The sequence below is a fragment of the Shimazuella soli genome (genome assembly GCF_022511585.1).
Taxonomy (GTDB): Bacteria; Bacillota; Bacilli; order Thermoactinomycetales; family Thermoactinomycetaceae; genus Shimazuella; species Shimazuella soli.
Window position 1 is genome coordinate 111,127 of the sequence record NZ_JAKWBN010000003.1, and the last position, 20,285, is coordinate 131,411.

At 42.7% G+C, this 20,285-nt stretch carries 22 protein-coding genes and 1 riboswitch; of the genes, 10 read left to right on the forward strand and 12 right to left on the reverse strand.

Annotated elements, in window-relative coordinates; genetic code table 11:
* Nucleotides 1–9 precede the first annotated feature (9 nt).
* Together MK805_RS08975 and MK805_RS08980 are read left to right on the forward strand one after the other, a co-directional pair.
* Nucleotides 10–210 (forward strand): hypothetical protein, encoded by a 201-nt coding sequence (locus MK805_RS08975; RefSeq protein ID WP_240875328.1) that lies wholly within the window; start codon nt 10–12, stop codon nt 208–210.
* A 48-nt stretch (nt 211–258) separates the two neighbouring features.
* Nucleotides 259–2,019, forward strand: a complete 1,761-nt coding sequence (locus MK805_RS08980) for a type IV secretory system conjugative DNA transfer family protein (RefSeq protein WP_240875329.1) — start codon at nt 259–261, stop codon at nt 2,017–2,019.
* A gap of 89 nt (nt 2,020–2,108) precedes the next feature.
* Here the strand turns inward: MK805_RS08980 and MK805_RS08985 are convergent, their stop codons facing one another.
* From MK805_RS08985 to MK805_RS09000, 4 genes are all read right to left on the reverse strand, one after another.
* Nucleotides 2,109–2,501: a VOC family protein gene (locus MK805_RS08985; protein ID WP_240875330.1), complete on the reverse strand. Its 393-nt coding sequence runs from the start codon at nt 2,499–2,501 to the stop codon at nt 2,109–2,111.
* Between the two features lie 60 nt (nt 2,502–2,561).
* Nucleotides 2,562–3,020 carry a hypothetical protein gene (locus tag MK805_RS08990; protein ID WP_240875331.1) on the reverse strand — a complete coding sequence of 153 codons (459 nt, stop codon included), beginning with the start codon at nt 3,018–3,020 and terminating at the stop codon, nt 2,562–2,564.
* Between the two features lie 330 nt (nt 3,021–3,350).
* Nucleotides 3,351–3,779, reverse strand: a complete 429-nt coding sequence (locus MK805_RS08995; RefSeq protein ID WP_240875333.1) for a hypothetical protein — start codon at nt 3,777–3,779, stop codon at nt 3,351–3,353.
* A gap of 225 nt (nt 3,780–4,004) precedes the next feature.
* Nucleotides 4,005–4,763 (reverse strand): sporulation protein, encoded by a 759-nt coding sequence (locus tag MK805_RS09000; RefSeq protein WP_240875334.1) that lies wholly within the window; start codon nt 4,761–4,763, stop codon nt 4,005–4,007.
* 515 nt (nt 4,764–5,278) lie between these two features.
* On the opposite strand from MK805_RS09000, the gene MK805_RS09005 reads away from it, so the two are divergent.
* The 4 genes from MK805_RS09005 (at nt 5,279) to MK805_RS09020 (ending at nt 9,277) form a co-directional block, all read left to right on the forward strand.
* Nucleotides 5,279–5,725 (forward strand): hypothetical protein, encoded by a 447-nt coding sequence (locus MK805_RS09005; protein ID WP_240875337.1) that lies wholly within the window; start codon nt 5,279–5,281, stop codon nt 5,723–5,725.
* 409 nt (nt 5,726–6,134) lie between these two features.
* A riboswitch (SAM riboswitch) is annotated at nt 6,135–6,242 on the forward strand.
* Between the two features lie 76 nt (nt 6,243–6,318).
* Nucleotides 6,319–7,602, forward strand: coding sequence for a homocysteine synthase (locus tag MK805_RS09010; protein ID WP_240875339.1), 1,284 nt, complete (start codon nt 6,319–6,321; stop codon nt 7,600–7,602).
* 18 nt (nt 7,603–7,620) lie between these two features.
* Entirely contained in the window at nt 7,621–8,529 is a 909-nt protein-coding gene (gene metA / locus MK805_RS09015) for a homoserine O-acetyltransferase MetA (protein WP_240875341.1), read from the forward strand.
* 277 nt (nt 8,530–8,806) lie between these two features.
* Nucleotides 8,807–9,277: a DUF2690 domain-containing protein gene (locus MK805_RS09020; RefSeq protein WP_240875343.1), complete on the forward strand. Its 471-nt coding sequence runs from the start codon at nt 8,807–8,809 to the stop codon at nt 9,275–9,277.
* A 277-nt stretch (nt 9,278–9,554) separates the two neighbouring features.
* Here MK805_RS09020 and MK805_RS09025 read toward each other — a convergent pair whose 3' ends face one another.
* The 3 genes from MK805_RS09025 to MK805_RS09035 are packed head-to-tail and all read right to left on the reverse strand — an operon-like array spanning nt 9,555 to nt 10,665.
* On the reverse strand, nt 9,555–10,064 hold the full coding sequence (locus MK805_RS09025) for a hypothetical protein (RefSeq protein ID WP_240875345.1): 510 nt from the start codon (nt 10,062–10,064) through the stop codon (nt 9,555–9,557).
* A gap of 15 nt (nt 10,065–10,079) precedes the next feature.
* On the reverse strand, nt 10,080–10,406 hold the full coding sequence (locus tag MK805_RS09030) for a hypothetical protein (RefSeq protein WP_240875347.1): 327 nt from the start codon (nt 10,404–10,406) through the stop codon (nt 10,080–10,082).
* 10 nt (nt 10,407–10,416) lie between these two features.
* Nucleotides 10,417–10,665, reverse strand: a complete 249-nt coding sequence (locus MK805_RS09035; RefSeq protein ID WP_240875350.1) for a hypothetical protein — start codon at nt 10,663–10,665, stop codon at nt 10,417–10,419.
* A 636-nt stretch (nt 10,666–11,301) separates the two neighbouring features.
* Here MK805_RS09035 and MK805_RS09040 point away from each other — a divergent pair.
* Nucleotides 11,302–11,841 carry a hypothetical protein gene (locus MK805_RS09040; RefSeq protein ID WP_240875351.1) on the forward strand — a complete coding sequence of 180 codons (540 nt, stop codon included), beginning with the start codon at nt 11,302–11,304 and terminating at the stop codon, nt 11,839–11,841.
* A 102-nt stretch (nt 11,842–11,943) separates the two neighbouring features.
* Here the strand turns inward: MK805_RS09040 and MK805_RS18145 are convergent, their stop codons facing one another.
* Nucleotides 11,944–12,054 (reverse strand): IS3 family transposase, encoded by a 111-nt coding sequence (locus MK805_RS18145; protein WP_420833066.1) that lies wholly within the window; start codon nt 12,052–12,054, stop codon nt 11,944–11,946.
* Between the two features lie 388 nt (nt 12,055–12,442).
* Between MK805_RS18145 and MK805_RS09045 the strand changes: the two genes are divergently transcribed.
* Nucleotides 12,443–12,802, forward strand: coding sequence for a peptidase inhibitor family I36 protein (locus MK805_RS09045; RefSeq protein ID WP_240875352.1), 360 nt, complete (start codon nt 12,443–12,445; stop codon nt 12,800–12,802).
* A gap of 205 nt (nt 12,803–13,007) precedes the next feature.
* Here the strand turns inward: MK805_RS09045 and MK805_RS09050 are convergent, their stop codons facing one another.
* Nucleotides 13,008–13,448 (reverse strand): DUF4309 domain-containing protein, encoded by a 441-nt coding sequence (locus MK805_RS09050; RefSeq protein ID WP_240875353.1) that lies wholly within the window; start codon nt 13,446–13,448, stop codon nt 13,008–13,010.
* A 393-nt stretch (nt 13,449–13,841) separates the two neighbouring features.
* Nucleotides 13,842–14,939 (reverse strand): radical SAM protein, encoded by a 1,098-nt coding sequence (locus tag MK805_RS09055; RefSeq protein WP_240875354.1) that lies wholly within the window; start codon nt 14,937–14,939, stop codon nt 13,842–13,844.
* Nucleotides 14,940–15,595: 656 nt separating this feature from the next.
* Here MK805_RS09055 and MK805_RS09060 point away from each other — a divergent pair.
* On the forward strand, nt 15,596–17,605 hold the full coding sequence (locus MK805_RS09060) for a (Fe-S)-binding protein (protein ID WP_240875356.1): 2,010 nt from the start codon (nt 15,596–15,598) through the stop codon (nt 17,603–17,605).
* Nucleotides 17,606–17,895: 290 nt separating this feature from the next.
* Complete coding sequence (locus tag MK805_RS09065; protein WP_240875357.1) at nt 17,896–18,417, forward strand: YfiT family bacillithiol transferase; 522 nt, start codon at nt 17,896–17,898, stop codon at nt 18,415–18,417.
* 294 nt (nt 18,418–18,711) lie between these two features.
* Here the strand turns inward: MK805_RS09065 and MK805_RS09070 are convergent, their stop codons facing one another.
* Nucleotides 18,712–19,269, reverse strand: a complete 558-nt coding sequence (locus MK805_RS09070) for a hypothetical protein (RefSeq protein WP_240875359.1) — start codon at nt 19,267–19,269, stop codon at nt 18,712–18,714.
* Between the two features lie 278 nt (nt 19,270–19,547).
* The gene (locus tag MK805_RS09075) at nt 19,548–20,141 is read right to left on the reverse strand and encodes a hypothetical protein (RefSeq protein ID WP_240875361.1); all 594 of its coding nucleotides are present in this window, start codon (nt 20,139–20,141) and stop codon (nt 19,548–19,550) included.
* Nucleotides 20,142–20,285 lie beyond the last annotated feature (144 nt).

The window sequence follows — 20,285 nt, forward strand, 5'->3', positions numbered from 1 at the left end:
AGAATGGAAATGATGGATTCACAAGAACCAAAAAAAAATCGCTCCTTTAAAGAAAAAGCCGCTGATGGGTGGATCTTGTTAAAGCAACTGACGAAAGAATGGGCAATAGAGGTATACGCAAACAAAAAAAGGTTCGTAATTATAGCTGTGGCATTGATTTTTTGTATCGTTGCATTCATACGTGGACTTGTGTTAATGCTGTTCTTCTAGCCTCTGTCGTTTGACAGGGGCTTTCCCTTCCTAGAGAGGAGTGAGAATATGTTCGGTAATGACGATGATCTGATGCAGTTTAAAGAGTTCCAACGCAGACAGCAAGGCGGAGTTCTCGCCATGGAAATGCTGGGTGCCCTATTTTTGATCGTTTTTCTCTTTGTTCCGCTTATCGTATCGGTTATTTTGACCATCGTCGCGGTAAGACAAGCTTGGAAACCGGCTTGGTTTATATGGAGCGGTTTATTGCTCAGTGTGATTGGGATTCCGCTCAGCTTTTTTAACTTATATATTCATGGTTTGATGAATTTGGCTTCCCAGTGGTTTGATGGGTTAAAAGCAGGTAAAGCCAGTCAGTTGTTTTGGGATGCGTTGCCTGACAGTTTATTGAATATGACACCTGCATCATTAGTAGTGTGTGTTTTAATGACAGGTCTTTTTATGTGGTTTATTAAAAACCGCCCGGAACTGCTGCCTATTCCCGTAAAACCGCCGAAAGAAGAAAAACCAGTTGTGCATAAATTGAGCAAACTGACCGACTTACCTACTATTGATGATGGTGTGGTATTGGGTTTAGATGATAATGGGAAACCTGTTCCCCTCTACGATAAAGAAGTGAATATGCACGTATTTGTCAGTGGAGCAACAGGGGCCGGTAAAACGAATACACTGACAGTAATTTTAGAGAGTGCTATTCGCCGGGGGAAGCCGGTTATTATCGTCGATGGTAAAGGGGATATCAGTTTCTTAGAAGAAATGAAAGAGATGTCCGAAGCTTATGGAAGAGAGTTCCAAGGATTTTCTTATAGCGGGGATGTGCACTACAATCCATTTCGCCATGGGAAAGCAACCGAGCTGAAAGATAAAATGATGGCGATGGAAGAATGGTCAGAGCCATACTACAAACGTGCCGCAGAGCGTTATCTTCAGTTGGTTTTCCGTGTTTTGCAATTAGCTGAGATTCCGGTTGACCTGCATGTGGTACAGAGTATGTTGACGCAGAAAAACTTGATGGCCGTTGTGAAAAAATTAAGAAATATACCAAAAGAAGAAGCAGATAACATCAAAGAATATATCAACGGTCTAGACAAAGGACACAAAGATGCGATCGATGGTCTAAAAGACCGTGTGGCTTTATTGACAGAAAGTGATGTAGGCAGATTGTTTAAAGATAAAGAAGGAGCTAAAACGATAGATTTGCTCGAAGCGGTGAAAGCAAAACGGGTAGCGATGCTCTCTCTATCTGGACTTAGTTACTCTTCCTTCACCCCAGCGCTTGGTGCGATGATTGTAGAGGATTTGAAAAGTGTAGCTTCCGCACTTATCGAAGGTGGACGGGAAGACTATATTTATGTGATTCTCGATGAATTTAACCTATTTGCAGGAGAACAAGTGGTAAACATGATCAACAAAAGCCGTGCTGCTGGATTCTGTTGTTTTATTGCCACTCAGGAGTTAGCTGACTTATCTGCCGCAGGGGGAGAAGAATTGGTCGGTCAAGTTATTGGTAACACCAACGTCAAAATTGTTCACCGTCAAGATGTTCCAGATTCCGCTGAGTATTTGTCCAACGTAGTAGGAACACATAAAATACTGGTGAAAACGACCATGACAGAGGAAAAGCTCTTTGGTAACATGTCCAAATTGATGGGAACGGTTCGAGAAGATGAAGAATTGGTCATCCATCCAAACGTGCTAAAAAATCTCCGTCAAGGGGAAGCGATGCTGATCAAGAAAATCCCAGATAACACAGTAGTAAAAACACAAGTAAGGCCAGCTCCTCAACCTCCAACTCAAGCAGTGGGCTAAGCTCTCCCAAGAGACTTCATCTATTTGGAGTCTCTTTTACTATAAAAAAAAGACTTGCATCGATTTAGCAAGTCATGAATCCATTTTTATCATTGTTTATCGCGTAGGGAGCAGATTGTTATATAGTAACCATCTGGGTCTTTTAGTGTAAACTCTTGGTGTAGAACAAATGGATTATAGTGGGGACGGGCTTCGATTGGAGTACCAAGAGCCTGTGCCCTTTCCCAAGCTGCATCGAAATGATCTAGACGAAAGAAAAGAAGTAATCCATTTCCTGGTTGTCCCTTGTCGGGGTCTTCTAAAGATGGGTGTTGATGATCTCCCCACCGATGGAGGCAGAGCAGTATTTTTCCATCTTGGTCGATTAGTTGATCAAATACTTCGTTATGGGTGTGTGTATGATGACAATCTAATAACCGGGTATACCAATTTAAACTATCAGCGACATTAGATACAGCAATAATTGGTTCAGTATGTATCATGGAACACCCCATTCTACAAGATATACTTTCAGAAAAGGAGAAGATAGAATAGTTTAAGCGTTAATTTAGCTTTCCTTTGGTGTATGTGGACATGTTGTTATTTTTACTTTCGGGTGTGTCATAATCATACGTTAGGAGTTTATCCCCTGTATAGTCATCTAATACAGACCCATCATTATCTTCTTTGTTGTATTTCTTTTTGGCGTTATCGGAATAAATTCGGGCAGTGTGACCCGTATAGAAAAATATGTCTCCACCGGATTCTTTTAATGCTGTCTGCATCATTTCTCCAATTTCTTGAGATGCCAACACTTCATTCATGATTTCTTCTGTTTCAAAATGGGCTTCAATCATGTATTGAATACTGCCAAGATCACCTTCCATAACAGAAGAAACGGAAGTTACGTCAGTACAAATGAAACCAGGTAAGTTGTAGAATAAGGGAAGCAGCCCTTCGAGGTACAGCTTTCTAAATTTTTCTTCTTCAATGTTTCGAAAAAAAGTGATTGTTTTGTACATAGCATTCATTTCCTTTCAATAGGAGGTTTGTCCTAGATTAGAATGTATATTTTTATTCTAATCTGTATACGTAAAACAAAATGAATGGTCCTCGACTATTGCTTTGTCATGGTCCAATTTTATTTACAAGAAAGCAATGAATTTTTGCTATTTACTTATACACTTATCAGGGAAGTCGAGGATTTGATTGTAAAAATCAATGCATATCATTATAACCCTTAAATTTACAAAATTCAATTTATTAACATTTATTTCCCAAAAAAGACATCCTCGAAATGAAAAATTGCCACAAATTGTTTGAAATCAAATAAAACCAATCACAGAAAGATTTTATTTGAAGTCATCTTTGATGGAGGATTCTATGTATTTTAAACTTTGTACTTCACTTAACGTGTTGTTATGAGATTCCTCAGTCAGCTCTACCAATTTTTGTTTTGCAGCATCAGAGTAAATTCGAACCGTATTACCTGTGAAATAAGATATGTCAGCAGGGGTTTCTTCAAGCCATCTCGTTAAAAATTGACTTATTTTGGGGGAAGACAACACTTCATTCATGATTTCTAATGATTCAAAATGTGTTTCGACCATATATTGTAGTTCACCTAATTCATCCCCTGTCATTAGTGTTGACACTGTAGTTATGTCTGTGCAGATACTGCCAGGTAAGTTATTGATTCGAGGAAGCAATAGTTCTAAATATTGCGAATGGAAAGTCCCTAGATCCTCTATATTTTTGAATATTGCGATCGTTTTATACATAGTACTCATATCCTTTCGCTAGACGCTTTGGTCTTTGGTGTGTTGTTAGAAAGTGATGAATGATCTACCATAAAAAATAGTAGATGTTAACCTAATGTAGAAATTCATATCTATGGAATAGATATAATATTTAATTAATTATACTGTTTATTTCTATATTATTCAATAAATGATCACTTATTTCAAATAGAAAAAGCAATCTCTTTTAGAGATTGCTATCAATGATTATTTTTTTAGCATTTGTTTTACAATGCGTTCTATCCGAGCTTTTGCCTTTTCTTGTGTGCTTAAGTCTTCAGAAGTTATTTCAAAACGACGTATCTTTTCATCCAAGTGAAACATATCGATAAGTGCAGAGTAATTATTGCCATGATGCTCCCCAACTTCTAGCACTCCGTCGATCGTATCTTGTTCTAGATTATGATGATAATATACAGCGATCTGGCTGCAAACTCCATAAAAATAAGTGGTTGGATGGTACTGGATAAGTTGGGACCAGCCTTGATCATCTGTTACAAGACCTTCCCAAGTTTGTTTGAAGCCAAGTTGTTTGAATCCTGTCAAAAACTGTTCTACTCGTTCATCAGGCAATACTTTTATAAAATCTCGATCATGTGAATCAATTGCATTTTTAATTTCTAAGTTCGTAATAAAGTAGTATTTCGTATTGATTGAGGAAGCTGGTATATTTGCTGGACAAGTAAAGGAAAATGGAAAAGTAATCGTTTCATTTGGTTGAATCACAAATTCTTCATGTGTGACATCGATCATGGCGATGCGTTCTGTTAAGTCACTGCCGCTTCTAGCATGGACGGATTTGAGCATAAAGTAAACAGAAAGTCCTTCCACCTTTTGTTCGGCATTACCGCCAGTAGCTACGATCTGCCCAGTAACTTCTTGTCCTGTTGTCACTATTTCTTTGTCTAAACGTAAGTCAATCTTTGCTGCTCCCATTCCCATAGATGCAAGTACGGTTTCAAACAACTTTTCATCCTCCCAAAAACTTATCTTTTTTCTTATCATACCATCTGTTTTTCGGAAAGAGTACTCTTACTTTCAGATTCAGCAAAGTAGGTGATAAGGGGATGTATGGAACAGTAGGCTTCATCGTAGTGTGAAACAGTTATTTAAGCGACTTCACGTCGCACATGTGAAGCAGTGGAACAAAAATAGATGTTCCCCTCTAATATAGAATCAAGTTTTTTGGAAACGATTTCATTAAGAGAGAGGTATTGTGACCTAATGTCACCGTCTTCGGCTGAATAGAGCTTGTTTTTATATTTATGTGTTATTTCCTTGATACGTTGTCCTGTAACTTAGCTAAGCACGAATCGGAAATATCAAAAGTATCAAATAAGCAGTTCAAGATTTGTCGTCATTAGGCCAGAGCATTTATTTGCTCTGGTCACACTATTTTCTGATTTTAAGGTACAATGGAGTCAATAGAGTAGAGAAGGAAAAAATCCTTTTCCTCGATCGAGAATGAAAGGCGCACGAAAATGCAGATTGAGGACAGCAACGTCGAGTACATCGAGACCGCCGAGGACGTCGAGGTCCTCGGAGACAACTTCGAGAAGATTGTTACCTCCAAGGAGGTGAAGATCTACGGAGACAACTTCGACGAGATCATCGCCGCCACTATCAAGTATCATGGAAGGGTCAAATTGAGTCGTGAGCGGCTCATTCGGATGGCTCGGGGCTCGGAGATTCAGGACGGAAAACTGGTGCTCCGCCGGGAGCGCAACACCTGGACCCTGACGGGTTCGAAGGGCACCAATCGAATCCGAATCCTCAAGAAGGACAATCGCCTCCACATGGAGTATGTGAAGGGGAGCGGCCGAAACTCCAGCGGTCCCGTGATCAACGTCAACGTGGGTGGCACTGTAGGGATCATGGCGCCGCACGTCTCGAACAGTACTGTGATCGTCAATGGGCGTCGGCGATAAATCACCGGCGACTCGTTTCGCCTAAAATGGCGGAACTGGAGTCTTTTCGTGCGAAAAGCGGCTAGGGAGCCTATCTCTAGCCGCAACTAAGGAGCTGCGTGCGCAGTTCGCCCCGCTTGTCTAAGTGGGAATAGGCTTATCGATAAGCCGCCTGTCGGGTGATCTTTCCCATGTGGTAAGGTCACCCGGCTCCGCTTTTATCCTATTTTTCATCTAAATAACGGAACAAAAATAATAGAACGTAACCTTATATATCCTTTCACCACACTGGAACACCCGATACGACACCCCATAAGTATTAGGGGAAATCCACACAAAAATATGGAAATATAACAAGAAGAGTATTGACAGTTAACACAAAATTCAATATAATCGAGTAAACCGAGTGTTGAACTATATATTTTCATATCTCTTATCCAGAGAGGCGGAGGGACTGGCCCGATGATGCCCGGCAACCCTAGTGATTCACTAGAAGGTGCCAATTCCTGTAGAGACAAGAGTCTCTAGCAGATAAGATGAGGAATTAGAAACCCAAAGCCTCTTCTGGATAAGAAGGTGGCTTTTTTTGTGCGATAAAAAAGGGGGAATTATCATTGAGTACATTTCGACCTGAAACGATTTCCGTTCATGGGGGGCAGGCGCCAGACCCTGCTACCAATGCAAGAGCTGTTCCTATTTATCAAACAACTTCGTATGTATTTGACGATACACAGCATGCCGCTGACTTATTTGCGTTAAAACAATTTGGGAATATATACACTCGGATTATGAATCCCACGACGGATATTTTAGAAAAAAGAGTTGCCGAGCTGGAAGGCGGGGTAGGAGCGCTCGCAACTAGTTCAGGTCAAGCAGCGATTACGTACTCGATTTTAAATATCGCCAGAGCTGGGGATGAAATTGTAGCCTCCAGCAACCTATATGGCGGCACTTATAATTTATTTCGACATACACTCCCCAAGTTGGGAATCCATGTGCATTTTGTAGATCAGACTAACCCGGACAACTTTCGCAAAGCGATAACCGATAAAACGAAAGCTGTTTTTGCAGAAATCATCGGCAACCCTCAGTTGGACGTATTAGATGTAGAAGCAGTAGCCAATGCAGCGCATGAAGCAGGCATACCACTGATCATTGACAATACGTTTGCTACGCCTTATTTAAGCCGCCCATTTGATTTTGGAGCAGATATCATTGTTCATTCCGCAACCAAATTTATAGGGGGACATGGAACGAGTATCGGCGGGATTTTAGTAGACTCTGGGAAGTTTAATTGGAAAAATGGTAAATTCCCTGATTTAACAGAACCAGACCCAAGTTACCACGGCGTTTCTTATACAGAAGCAGTAGGAGATCTTGCTTATATTATTAAAGCACGTGTCCAGCTGCTGCGTGATACAGGTGCCGCTATTTCGCCGTTTAATGCATTTTTATTGCTGCAAGGGTTAGAAACCTTACACCTGCGTATGGAACGACATAGCGAAAATGCACTCAAAGTTGCCAAGTTTTTGGAAAACCACGACAGTGTTGCATGGGTAAACCACCCTGGGTTAGAAGGACATCCCTCTTATGAAAAAGCGCAAAAATATTTACCAAAAGGCCAAGGAGCCATCTTTACGTTTGGTATCAAAGGCGGGCTCGAAGCCGGAAAACGTTTGATTGAAAATCTATCTTTATTTTCCCATCTAGCCAATGTCGGAGATGCGAAGTCCCTTGTGATACACCCGGCAAGTACAACACACCAACAGCTCACAGAGGAAGATCAAAAAGCAGCTGGTGTAAACCCAGAACTTATTCGCTTGTCAGTTGGAATTGAATCCGTAGATGACATCATTGAGGATTTAGCACAAGCACTTGAAAAAAGCCAACAAATATAAATTATAGGAGGTTAAGTTGTGCCGATTAAGATTCCAGACAACCTTCCAGCGGCTGGAATCCTCCGCAAGGAAAACATTTTCGTGATGCCAGAAAAGCGAGCTTTTCATCAAGATATACGACCGCTAAAAATCGTGATCTTGAACATCATGCCTACCAAGATCACAACAGAGACACAGCTGCTTCGGTTACTGGGTAATTCTCCTCTGCAACTAGAGGTAAGTTTCCTTCATTTGCAGTCGCATACTTCAAAAAATACATCACCAAGCCATTTGGAAACTTTTTATCAGACATTTGCAGAAATAGCCGAAGACAAATTCGATGGATTAATCATTACCGGAGCTCCAGTGGAGCATCTGGAGTATGAGCAAGTAGATTACTGGGATGAGCTGAAGCAGATCATGGAATGGAAAATGACTCATGTCACCTCCACCTTGCACATATGCTGGGGAGCACAAGCTGCACTCTATTACCATTACGGTATTAGAAAATATGCGCTGCCTGAAAAGTTATCCGGGATATATGCTCACAAAGTTTCCAAGCCGAATACGAGGTTATTGCGCGGATTTGATGACCTTTTTTACGCACCTCATTCCCGCTATACCGATATCCGGCGGGAAGACATAGAGAAGTGCAGTGAACTGGAAATTTTCTCGGAATCAGAGGAAGCAGGGGTTTACATTCTCGCCAGCAAAGATCGAAAGCAAGTTTTTGTCACAGGCCACTCGGAGTATGACTCACTTACGTTAAAGGAGGAATATATCCGAGATGTGAATAAAGGCCTGCCGATAAATCTGCCAAAAAATTATTTTCCGCAAGATAACCCGGATAACCTTCCCGTTCATACATGGCGTTCACATGCCAATCTATTGTTTACTAACTGGCTGAACTATTACGTTTACCAAGAAACTCCATACGAATTTAATTAAAATGAAAACCGATCATTCGATCGGTTATTTTTTTGATAGTGTGCCTTTTCAAAATACCATACCGTATGGTATAATAGTCAGAGAAATCCAATAAAACTGATAAAAGGGAAAATGGAATGAGAGTTACTTAGTTGCCTTCGAAATTAGCAAGGGAGGTCTTCAAGTCTGATGAAGATATTTAGTTGTGAAGATTGATCAAGTCAATCCTACTCATGTACGACAATTTCACACTTGAAAAGGTTAATCATTTTACATTTTATTGAGGGAGTGATTCCATTTGTTGCGTAAATTAAGTGCTGGCTTGCTAGCTGCTGTCATTAGTGTTTTTGGTTTGTTTACTGGTTTCAATCAGACTTATGCTTATCAATATCAATATGACCGTAAAAGTCCTGTGAAAACTGGTTGTCATAAGACTGGATGGGCACCGAAAACGAAAAAAATTTCCTATGGCAGTATAACTGGTACCTTGTATCTCATGTTTAGTAGCAAATGTAAAACTGCTTGGGCATATGTAAAACTAAATAAGCCCCTTCCCAAAGGATATGAAATTCTTGCTTTTGTTACCCGGAATACGGATAAGCATATAGGTACTTGTACGAGAGGTAATGGTAGTATCATACCTGGACAAACCAGCTGTTATAGTGCCATGGTCTATGACCTAAGCCCACATACTTCCTATGCGCAGGTTTACATTAAGAAACCAGATAACCCCCATCCCCTTTCTAAGATTCGTACTGGTTCTTATTAAAAGGTTCTACTTCTGCAAGCCTCTTGAAGAAAGAATACTTGCACCAAAACGAATATATGAGCCAACCTCTGGCTGACGGGGATTCCTTTAATCGTAATTGGACAAAGCATCACAATAGCTGGAAAAGTAGAAGCCCCACTCCTAACCTCCCTGCCTCCCCTCTCGGCATCTCTATTTCTTTTTTCTGAGAGATGGGATGCATAGGGGGGATTTTTTGTATAAGAATTCCAACAGTACGCTTGTTCTTTTTTCACCGATACAGAGCTCTTATACGGGTTTATGTATCATGAAATAGCCTCTCCTCCAACTTTGCGATTGCTTTCAAGATCAGTTTCCGATTCTTCGCTGATTTGATCCAGTTTGGCAGCATGCTCTCTACGCTCAAATAATAGGGATAATGTTCTCTGAGTTCGGCTTCCACATAGCTTTTAAGATACATTAGATGCTCCCGGTTATAGGCCCATAATGTTTTGCCGCAGCATGGGATTTGCAAAACAAGCGGATAGCCGAAGTACCAGTCAAAAGCTCCTCCGATACTGATAAACTCCTTTTTATAATTTGGCCCATAAGATATGATGTTTTGCTTTGCTCGATTTTTCTTTGGAACAAGGTCTTTACTCACTCCACAATAGGTACAAAGAAAACGTTTGGTGATGTCTTTTAGAAACGGATAAGGTTCACCTAGAGAAGTAACTTTAGCGTGTTTGGAACAGTGAGGACAGATGACGAGAAATTCATATCCAAAACTCTCTAGTGTACGATGCTGATTTTTAAATTGTTTTTTCATAGTAACTCTACTATATCAATTATCTCTTTCCTTTGAATCAGCGAAGATGTCGTAACTTTTGCCATGTACATAGGTAATCCCATTGCCCATATTCGCAACTTCTGTATCCAATAGCACAAACTCCAGCTTGCTGCCATTTTCAAGGCTAAGAGATATAGTACTAGCCCGATTTGTTACCAATGACGGCCCGGCAGGTTTCTCATCAAAAAAGTAGTCTATTCTCAGTTCGTCACCGCCGATTGCCACCTTTGATCCTTGGTAAAACCGCCATTGGGGAATTTTTTTGATCGCCTCCATAAACTCACTAACTTTTGTTCTATTTCCTTCCACGGATAACCGCAACGCCATCCTATTATTTTTGCAGCCGCCTGATTTCCATTCGAATGAGAGCATGCAGCCATCTTTCGTTATCATCTATTCCATTTGGAAATAAAAACTTTACGATGTAACCTTTACCTATGAGTTGAAGCTCATTTACGATTTCATGCTTGTGCTGATGCATCTCATCGACAGAGTATTGATGTTTATCCGATAATTTTTGAAGGATTTCGGTGACTTCAAGTGGGATCGTTCGATTTTCGATGACCCAGTCTAAACTCATTGATTTTTAGATGAGATGTACAGCAGGGAAGAAACGATGGCGATCCAATGGGGTAAAACTAAGGGGGGACTAGCATGAAATATCATTCAACAGAAGGCGATCCAGTAGGTTAAACGAAAGCCCACCTTTTATTTAGAGGGTTGGATTTTCTATTTGTTTACTCTATCACGATCTTTCCCATACACTAGGCAGCATCCATTTGCATCTACTTGATCACCCTCGATCTCTCCATTACATAAGCTTCATTCTACTTAATAGCTGTTGATTCATTTGAAAGCACATCGAACAAAAAGATGACTAGCCATAAAAAGTCGTCTTTTTTTGGTTTCACTTTGTCCAATTTGTGGTAAATTTTTCTTGTAGCATGGGATGTACTCTATACCAACAAACGACCCATAAGAACATATGATGGGAGTGTTTAACCGTGGAGAAAGAAGTACAACCGCCTCATCTGGATGGCTTGTCATTTTGGATCGATCAACAGAACGAGAAGCCGCCCGTATGTCCACGTTGTAAATCTAACGAGAACGTATCATGGAAAAAAGGAGAGTGGATTTGCAGCGAATGTCGCCACATTGTCGACAAGTGATTGTATTAGCCCCTTAGAGGGCTAATGTACATATAGGAGGGCTTGGAATGCGAAAGAAAAGGGATTACGAGGCGTTTTTAGACGGTTATAAGCCGGCGTTAGTTATCGAACCCTACCGACAGGCTTACCCACTGGTAGAGCATTACCCCTGTGTGGAATACGATGAAGATAACACGTTTCATTTTCACACAGAAGAACAGAAACGAGCGTTTGAGGAAGCATTAAACGAGGTAGAGCGAGGTTCTTATGAGGAAGAATTTCTTATAGGTTCAACCTTAGGCTTCCCCCAAAAAAGCGTGGAATTCTTCGCCCGTGGCTGTGAGATAAAAAAGGAAACGAGTAAAATGCCCGAATCGTTGGGAGTTATTTGGGCGGGCTTCTGGTTCGCTACGGATGCAGAAATTGTCCATGATGAGGTAGTTTGGCTATGGAATACATACAAGCACCCACGGACAGAGGGAGAAACGCTGTATTTGTGGGGGGATGATATTGATATTGATATTGAAGTGCCACATGGTGACTATAACGCGCTAGAAAAGGCATGTGAGTACATAAGAGAAAAAAGGGGCATTGTTATTGCAGGCTAACTGTTCCACTTGGAGCATTTTTTTGGGGGTAAAAGTTAGGTAAAAAGGTAAAGCGTGAAAATTCTTTGTATATAAGTAATACAATGGAATGTCAACACTAAACTAGACAATTTCTTTAAGGTGTAACTGTTTGTACTCCTCTGGAGTTAGATATCCAAGAGTTACATGTATATGAAATTTGTTAAACCAGTTTACATACTCACAAAATTCCACCTTTATTCAGAGGGTGGGATTCTCTATTTGTTTACTCTATCGTGATCTTTCCCATATACTAGGCAGCATCCAATCGCAATCCTTGCTAGTAGTGCCAAGTCATGGGTTTTAGCACTTTCCCACAGGGCAGAGCTTCGCCCGTTTCACCAAATGCAGCCTAACTGACTTGCATCTTATTCACAGTGATAGAACTTACAAGCCTATGCTGTTGTTCCCCTACGGCGACCCCTATTGAGAGAACTCACAAGAGCAGTTCTTAATGGAATGACATCTCTGTATGGAAACTAGTGATTTTTTCTTTATCTGGACACATCTTAGTATAAAATTGTTTGCTAAACTTATATTTATCATGACTATCAAAAATATACTCATTTAAGGAGGTAGTCTTTTGAAAAAAGTAATAGTATCTATTTTTTCACTAACACTGCTTTTTGCTTTTGCATTACCCATTTCATCTTTTGCTACACCCGCCAAATCTTGTGTGACATTATATGAACATGCAAACTTTAAAGGTAGACATAAGCAATTCTGTGGAACCCATAATTATGTGGGTGATGACTGGAATGATATTGCTTCTTCAGCAATATATACGGTTAAACCAGGTGAGACGATTGTGTTGTGGGAAAATAGTCTGGACAGCAAGAAGAACAACCATGGATTTGGCGTTACGAAAAGTAAAAAAATTGCAAAATTTAATGCTAGTTACAACGATAAAATTTCTGCTGTAGAAGTACATAAAACCTATTAAAATGTACAGATTGAAGAAGACTTAGATCACATGATAAACATAGATAGAATTGCCCTTTCAGTTTTTGGACATCGTTGATCATAAAAGAAGAGTCTATCTGAACAAAGATAGACTCCTTTCTGTAATGTATTTTATTCCCAGAATGACCCCTCATTGTTGGGTAGGACAGGGTCTCTGTAGAATCATCCCCCCTAAGAAGGTAGCATTATTTTGTTATTTCTGCTGCTTCGACCTTCATAGAAACGAGTTTTTTTTGAAAATATTTTGGTGAATCTGGACCCTTGAACAAAAACGTAATCTCATATTTACCTGCTGCATAAGTCATAGAACCTCCATCTTCCGGTCCACTCATCGCAGGTTCACCTAATACTTTTTCTATTTCGCCCCAAGAAACTTCTTTATAGTTCTTATCCATCGGTACTTGCTTTCCTTGTTTTGCTGATTCCAATGCATCTTTGATCAACTTTTCATGTTCTGGTGATACAGTTAATTTACTAATTGGATCATCTTCTGTTGATGCTGGTACCTCTTTTTTCGTTGCTGTAGACTCTTTCTTATTAGAGTCTGCCCCAGATTGGCTGCATCCGGTGAGTATAACAATCAAAGCAACAATAGCAGATAAAAAGGCCATAGTTATTTTCTTCATAACAAAAACTCCTTAAAATTGTAATATAAATCACAAATATTACTCTAACAATTACTTGTTTCGGAATTGTTTCCATAACATTACGAAAAATATATTTTTTTGGGTAGTAGTAAAAGAAGTTTGCCGTGTAGAAAAACGTATACTATCTAATAGTTTGTATATACAACTATGAACTGAAGATTTATGTTATGTAACATTGTTTTCTAAAGCAAATTCGAAATAACTCCATAAATCAGTGTCCCCCTCTTTCTTCAGAAAGAGGGGGACCCAGGTAGAGCCTCAGCTCACTCTTCGCTTTTCGACCATACGATCGACTAGCGATTAAACCTGGTTAGCGGGAGGTGTCTTTCTCCTCCTGCATGGGCTGCAAGGATGCCACGAGCGTGGCTGCCTTTACTTTGCAGCGTTCAGTTGTTTGTACTCCTGTTCCCTGAAGTCCAATACCTCCTGGCACTGAAGGCTGTTGACGAACTCAACCACAGGCATAGCAAGATCCATCCGCTGAATGCAGATGCCGACGATGTAACCTCCTCCCATAGACTTGTAGAGCCGCATGCCATAGTAGCCTTCTTGGCAGTCGATGGGGTTATTGAGGCTGCATCCCTGACATGTGTCGGGGAGTCGGACGGTTCGAATTTTTTTGAACTGAATCCTCCTTTTGTCGGGGAGTTCGTACACGGTTCGAGCGCCTGAGACTCCTGCTGTCACGTAGTTCGCGACCGGCTTGGCGTTCAGGTCCGCGAATATTTGATTGATGGCATCGATGGATGCTTGACCGTCATCCAGCGAATTGAGCAGCCGGACGGAAAGCTCGCTGGAATACTGCTCCAGCAGACGGTGGACACGTGGAATGTGGTCGTGGTTGAGAACGACGATATTCGCACTTGCCTTGACGCCGTTGGAGAGTGCCGCATCGATGCTCCTCGCCAATGACCTCAGCTTCACTGCCGCCAGCTTTTCGTTTCGGAACTTCTCGTTCTGTACTTCGGCGAGCTCCTGGGGAGTTGTTCCGAAGATGGAAAAGTTCACGCGGTCCAGACCCATTGCCGCGCTGGATGGAATCGCCTTGGGGTTCTCTCCGTTGGAGGTCATCCCCACCACAAAGCCGTTCTCTGTGGCAACTCGGACGATTTCCGCGACTCGGGGATGAAGGGTCGGTTCCCCACCCGTGAGGTGGATTTCCGTTGTCCCGAACACCTCGCGAATCATGTTCAGCGCTGCGACGAACTCGTCGTCTGGTTCCACCAGGTCGGATAGGAAGTTTACTCCGTTCTTTTGGCTGTAGATGGACCGTCGACCCGACTTTCCTCCATCCTTCCAGATAGGGGCTGACTCTTTTATGGGACTGATAAGAAGGTTGCGGTTGTCGGAAGTCACCGGAACCCCCTCGTTGTGACAGAAGGTGCAGGTGAGCCCGCAAGCATCACCGACCTTCACGCGAAGCGACAGGTCCTTCTCAACGAAGGTAGGTACTACTGGAACAGTTACCACGTTGATCCTTTCGTTCTAGAGGTTCATCCTCTAGAAATCGAAAGGTTGAAACAGTTGGAACAGATATCACCGTTACCCTTTCGTTCTAGAGGTTTATCCTCTTGGAGACTCTCAAAGAGAGATCCGCTTCTCCAGATGATTTGTCTGGAGTCCTAGTGAACACCATTCCGATCAACTCCTTATTGATCGGTTGCCACGCCTACTGAGGAAAAGGTATTTCCTTCTGCTACTCGAAATAGGCTTATTCCGTGTTCCTATTAATTATAACAATTCTGAAAATGGATAACCAGTATTCGTACAACAAAGCGCAATTTGACCAACAAATGAAAATAATTCTGTGGAATAGAGCAGGAACCGTGTGTCCATGAGGATTTCATGTCTTATGTAGAAAGGGTGATGGGAAGAAGAGTATTTTGGAGGTAAATTCCAATTGCAACCGTTTAGGCAGGAGATCAAATTTACAATGGAAGGAAAGATGATGAACATATACAATATACTTATGATAGTGAGAATTTCATACGGTTTTAGGTTCTGTTTTTTGGTCTAGGATGTCTAAGGTAGCTTCCTATTTAAATAATGCAAGAGTTTGCTAGTCGGCAAAGGTTTTGTTTTATCAGCCCTTCTTTGTATTCATTTGACAAAAAGGAGCAATGGGAATGCAGACTTTGTATTGGATTCACCTCAGTTTGTTTGTGTTGTTAACTGCAGCAGTTCTCTTCTTATTTAGCCGGATTGTATATAGCCGCTACCGCTACATCTCACTTGGCAAAAAGGTGCAGTGGGAGTGGAATTTTGCTGGTGCATGGAGTTATATTTTTGGTCAAAAGAAGCTGTTAAAAGATAAGAAAAGCGGCTGGATGCATGTGATCATGTTTTACGGGTTTATCCTCATTCAATTTGGGGCAATCGATTTGTTTATCAAAGGCTTGTTTCTGGGACATCATCTGCCGATCCCCTATTATTCGGTATTTCAATGCTTAGAAGAAGTCACTGTTTTCTTCGTATTCCTCGCTACTGGATATGCTTACTATCGTCGCTATGTGGAGAAACTCCCCAGACTAAAAAGGGGTTTTCGCTCTGGTTTGGTCATTTTGTTCCTCACTTCCCTGCTCTTGTCCATTATTTGGTCTTCTGCGTTTGAAAAAGTTTGGCTGCAAGAAAGCCTTACTTGGACTGCTCCGTTGTCTTCTGCAATCGCTTTCTTTTTTATCAGCTGGATGACACCGGCCGCAGGCAGTGTCTTGTTTTATATCGGCTGGTGGATGCATGCTGTTATTTTGTTTAGTTTTTTACTTTATGTTCCTCAGTCCAAGCACTTTCATCTCTTTGTCGCTCCGTTAAATGTGGTATTGCGAAGGGATCGTTCTAAGCTGTCCCTGATCGATTTTGAAGATGAGTCTGCGGAGACATTTGGTGCGGGAAAAATCGAAGATTTTGCGCAAAATCAGTTGATCGATCTATATGCATGTGTAGAATGCGGGCGTTGTACCTCTGTTTGTCCAGCATCTGGAACAGGAAAGATGTTATCTCCAATGGATTTAATCGTAAAGATGCGCAATCATTTGACAGCCAAGGGAGCAGCGATCACATCCACCACTCCATGGATGCCTGCATTTGCTTTTGCTACAGAAGCAGCTGCGACAGCCCAGAGCAAAGACGTATCACTTGTGGGCGATGTCATTACAGCCCAAGAGTTATGGGGTTGTACCACTTGCCGCAACTGTGAGGATGCCTGTCCTGTGATGAATGAACATGTCGATAAAATTATCGATATGCGCCGATACTTGGTTCTTACAGAAGGAAGCATCCGCCCGGAAGCTTCCCGAACGCTTAATAATATTGAACGACAAGGCAACCCGTGGGGACTAAGCAAAAAAGAACGGGCGAGTTGGACAGACGAGAGTACCGTAGCGGTGCCAACCGTAAAAGAAAATCCAACTTTCGAGTATTTGTTTTTTGTCGGCTCGATGGGTTCCTATGATACGAGAACAAAACGAGTAACCCAAGCTGTGGTGGAATTGTTGACCAACGCAGGAATTTCGTTTGCTATTCTCGGAAATCAAGAAAAAAACTCAGGAGACACACCAAGACGTTTGGGCAATGAATTTTTGTTCCAACAGCAAGCAGAAGCAAACATCGCAAAGTTTCAAAAACACCAAGTGAAGAAGATTATCACAGCTGACCCTCACGCTTTTAACTTATTTAAACACGAGTACAAAGACCTAGGCTGGGAAGGCGAAGTTATCCATCATACGCAGCTTTTAGCTCAGTTAGTAAGAGAGAAGAAACTTGTCCCTCGTAAAACCATCCGAGAACGCATCACCTACCATGATTCTTGTTACTTAGGCAGGTACAATGAAGAATACGAAGCACCCCGATACATTTTGAGCCAGATTCCCGGAGTGGAATTGGTAGAGATGAAGCGAAATCGAGAAAATGCCATGTGCTGCGGCGCCGGCGGCGGGATGATGTGGATGGAGGAGACAGAAGGAAAAAGGGTAAATCTTGCCCGAACAGAGCAAGCTTTGGAAGTATCCCCAACCATCATCAGCAGTGCTTGTCCGTATTGCTTGACGATGCTATCCGATGGAACAAAAGCGATGGAAGTAGAGGATCAGGTACAAACGTTTGATGTAGCAGAGCTGTTGGCACAGTCTGTACTTTAAAGGAAAATTAATAATGGTGGGAAAGAGATGAGTTTCATTAAACAGTTTATCAGCGAACAAATATCAGCAGATCCAGTTTTTGAAGAGTTGTACAAAAGGAGAAATTGGAAGGGAAAATAGCTTTGGATCTTATAAAATCAAGAGAAGAAGCTAAGTTATCCCAAGGATACATGATGAGAATAAGGAACAAAGTCCTTGCCAAAAAGTAAGGACTTTTATATTTTTGAATAACATAGTATATAAATTGTCAGATACATAGTGTCAAAATTTAATGAAGAGGTGGGAATGAGATGGATTACCGTTATCCGATAGGTAAGTTTCAAAAACCGGCAGAATTCACCTCAGAGCTGCGTCAACAATTCATTCAAACGATAGAAAACCTTCCTTCAGCTTTACAGGATGCAGTAGAAGGTTTAACAGAGGAACAACTCGATACCTCTTACCGAGAGGGAGGATGGACTGTCCGGCAGGTGGTTCACCATCTGGCAGATAGTCATATCAACAGCTATACCCGATTTCGTCTTGCGTTGACCGAAGAATCCCCCACTATTCGCACCTATGATGAGGGAAAATGGGCAGAGCTTCCAGATGCAAAGCATGCGCCGATTTCCAGTTCCCTTGCTGTCATAGACGGTCTGCACTGCCGTTGGACAATTTTACTGCGTTCTCTTTCCCCTTCTGATTGGGAAAAGGTCTTTCTTCACCCAGAACTTGGGCCGATGAATCTTGATATCACAACGGCTCTTTATGCTTGGCATAGTGAGCATCATGTCGCTCATATTACGTCGCTTCGTGAGCGTAAAGGTTGGTAAAGTAATATAAAATAGGGAAAACAAAACCAGCTTCTTATTGAATAAGAGCTGGTTTTTCTATAGGTTCATTATTATATTCACTGCTGATTATAGTATGAATTTGTCCCATTGACAAATAAATCTGAAATTATTTCGCCGTACTGTAAGGGAGATTTCTCCAAAGGTGTTCTTGCTAAACGGAAACCAGCTCCCAAACGATGAGAGCTGGTTTTATCTATATGTTGAATCATTATATACCAGCCGGCCGTACGATGTTGCTCGTACGGTCGGCGTGATCCACCCTCCTGTGGAGTGTCAGTCGCCCTGGGGCAGAATGAGCTTCTTCGTCACGTCGACCTGACCGGTCGCCGGTGCGGTCGGGGCCGGGGTTGCCGGTGCCGGGGCCGCGGTCGACGACATGGCGTCCACGTAGGCGCGTACCATGTGGAACACCGTCTGGTCAGCGTCCCAGAGCTTCGGAAGCTCCAGGTAGTACTTGTCCGCGTTCTGCTTGAACATGGTCACGTAGCGGTCGAACAGCATCTGCTGCGCCGGGTTCAGCTGCGGCGGCGTCGTCGGCATCGGCGGGATCGCCGGGTGCTGTGCCGGGTGCTGCTGCGGCGTCGTCGTCGGGATCGCCGGGTGCTGTGCCGGGTGCTGCTGCTTGATTCGCTTGATCCAGAAGAGACCAGAAGCGATCGCGAGCCAGGGGAAGATGAACCCGAACAAGATGGCGATGCCCGCCAAAGTGAGTCGCAACTTGAACTCTTGACGATGCTCCTTGAAGCGGTGGGCCATGAGGCCCGTGAACACGGCGGCTGACAGGGGCATGCCGACGTTCCAGAACAGAAAGAGCTTCATGGCAGTGTCCATGAGAGATACTCCTCCAGGAGTGTAGGTGGATCACGAATACTTACTTTCATTATAATACGCTATACCTCTAGTTGACAATCGGTTAAAAATCATAATTGTAAATGTTTCCTTTTTCCAAATAACTTAAATTACGATCGAAGTCTTATTAGAAACAAAACAAACCAGCCTCTAATCTACTAGAAGCTGGTTTCTCTATCTATTCATTCCTTATATGTTCACGGCTGACTACACACTTAGGTAGCATGTAGTCAGCTGTGATCCACCCCCCCTGTGGAATCTCAGGACTTTTTGAAACCGAGGAAGTCCCGGTCTCCAACACGATTGTCGGTGACCTTGAAAGCCGTCGGAGCCGCGGGAGCCGCGGGAGTCACCGGGGCAGCCGGAGCCACTGGAGCCACCGGAGCCGCGGGAGTCACCGGGGCAACCGGAGCAGCCGGAGCCACTGGAGCCACCGGAGCCGCGGGAGTCACCGGGGCAACCGGAGCCACCAGAGTAGCGGGAGCAGCCGGAGCCACCGGAGCCTTGTTCAGCGACACCTTCTTCGACTTGAACTTCTTGGCGATCAAGCCCAGCAGGTCCCTCCCGACCGCGATGATCCAGTCGGTGAGGCCCCAGAAGTATTCGATGTTCCACCTGATCTTGGTGACGAACACCACGATGGCGAAGACAGCCAGGAAGAAGAGGAACAGAACCCACTCAGGTGCGCTCATCAGGTACAGCAGACCGCAGGTGATCGGCCAGATGAAGGCAAAGGCGATGCCTTGCTTGCACTTGCGACGCCGCTCGGACTTGTAGAGACCGTACCTCTGCTTGGAACGGCCAATCTCGTGAACGATGCAGACGGCCATGGCCAGCAGATAAAAAACAAACACTTTGAACTCCCGGGAGGTTGTGGATCACGGTTGATGTACTTCTATTATAGCATTGCGAGCAAGAAAACCCACGGTTTAAATACAAATCGTGGGATGAAAGCGAGAGTTGGACGAAGAGAAGGAATTTCCTTTCATCAGTCCAAC

Coding starts and splice junctions, on each gene's coding strand:
- MK805_RS09025 (WP_240875345.1), bottom strand. CDS start 10,064: ATGAAAAAACAATTTAAAAATCAGCATCGTACACTAGAGAGTTTTGGA.
- MK805_RS08995 (WP_240875333.1), bottom strand. CDS start 3,779: ATGTATAAAACGATCGCAATATTCAAAAATATAGAGGATCTAGGGACT.
- MK805_RS08985 (WP_240875330.1), bottom strand. CDS start 2,501: ATGATACATACTGAACCAATTATTGCTGTATCTAATGTCGCTGATAGT.
- MK805_RS09035 (WP_240875350.1), bottom strand. CDS start 10,665: ATGAGTTTAGACTGGGTCATCGAAAATCGAACGATCCCACTTGAAGTC.
- MK805_RS09070 (WP_240875359.1), bottom strand. CDS start 19,269: ATGGACACTGCCATGAAGCTCTTTCTGTTCTGGAACGTCGGCATGCCC.
- MK805_RS09050 (WP_240875353.1), bottom strand. CDS start 13,448: ATGAAGAAAATAACTATGGCCTTTTTATCTGCTATTGTTGCTTTGATT.
- MK805_RS08990 (WP_240875331.1), bottom strand. CDS start 3,020: ATGTACAAAACAATCACTTTTTTTCGAAACATTGAAGAAGAAAAATTT.
- MK805_RS09005 (WP_240875337.1), top strand. CDS start 5,279: ATGCAGATTGAGGACAGCAACGTCGAGTACATCGAGACCGCCGAGGAC.
- MK805_RS09065 (WP_240875357.1), top strand. CDS start 17,896: ATGGATTACCGTTATCCGATAGGTAAGTTTCAAAAACCGGCAGAATTC.
- MK805_RS08975 (WP_240875328.1), top strand. CDS start 10: ATGATGGATTCACAAGAACCAAAAAAAAATCGCTCCTTTAAAGAAAAA.
- MK805_RS08980 (WP_240875329.1), top strand. CDS start 259: ATGTTCGGTAATGACGATGATCTGATGCAGTTTAAAGAGTTCCAACGC.
- MK805_RS09060 (WP_240875356.1), top strand. CDS start 15,596: ATGCAGACTTTGTATTGGATTCACCTCAGTTTGTTTGTGTTGTTAACT.
- MK805_RS09040 (WP_240875351.1), top strand. CDS start 11,302: ATGCGAAAGAAAAGGGATTACGAGGCGTTTTTAGACGGTTATAAGCCG.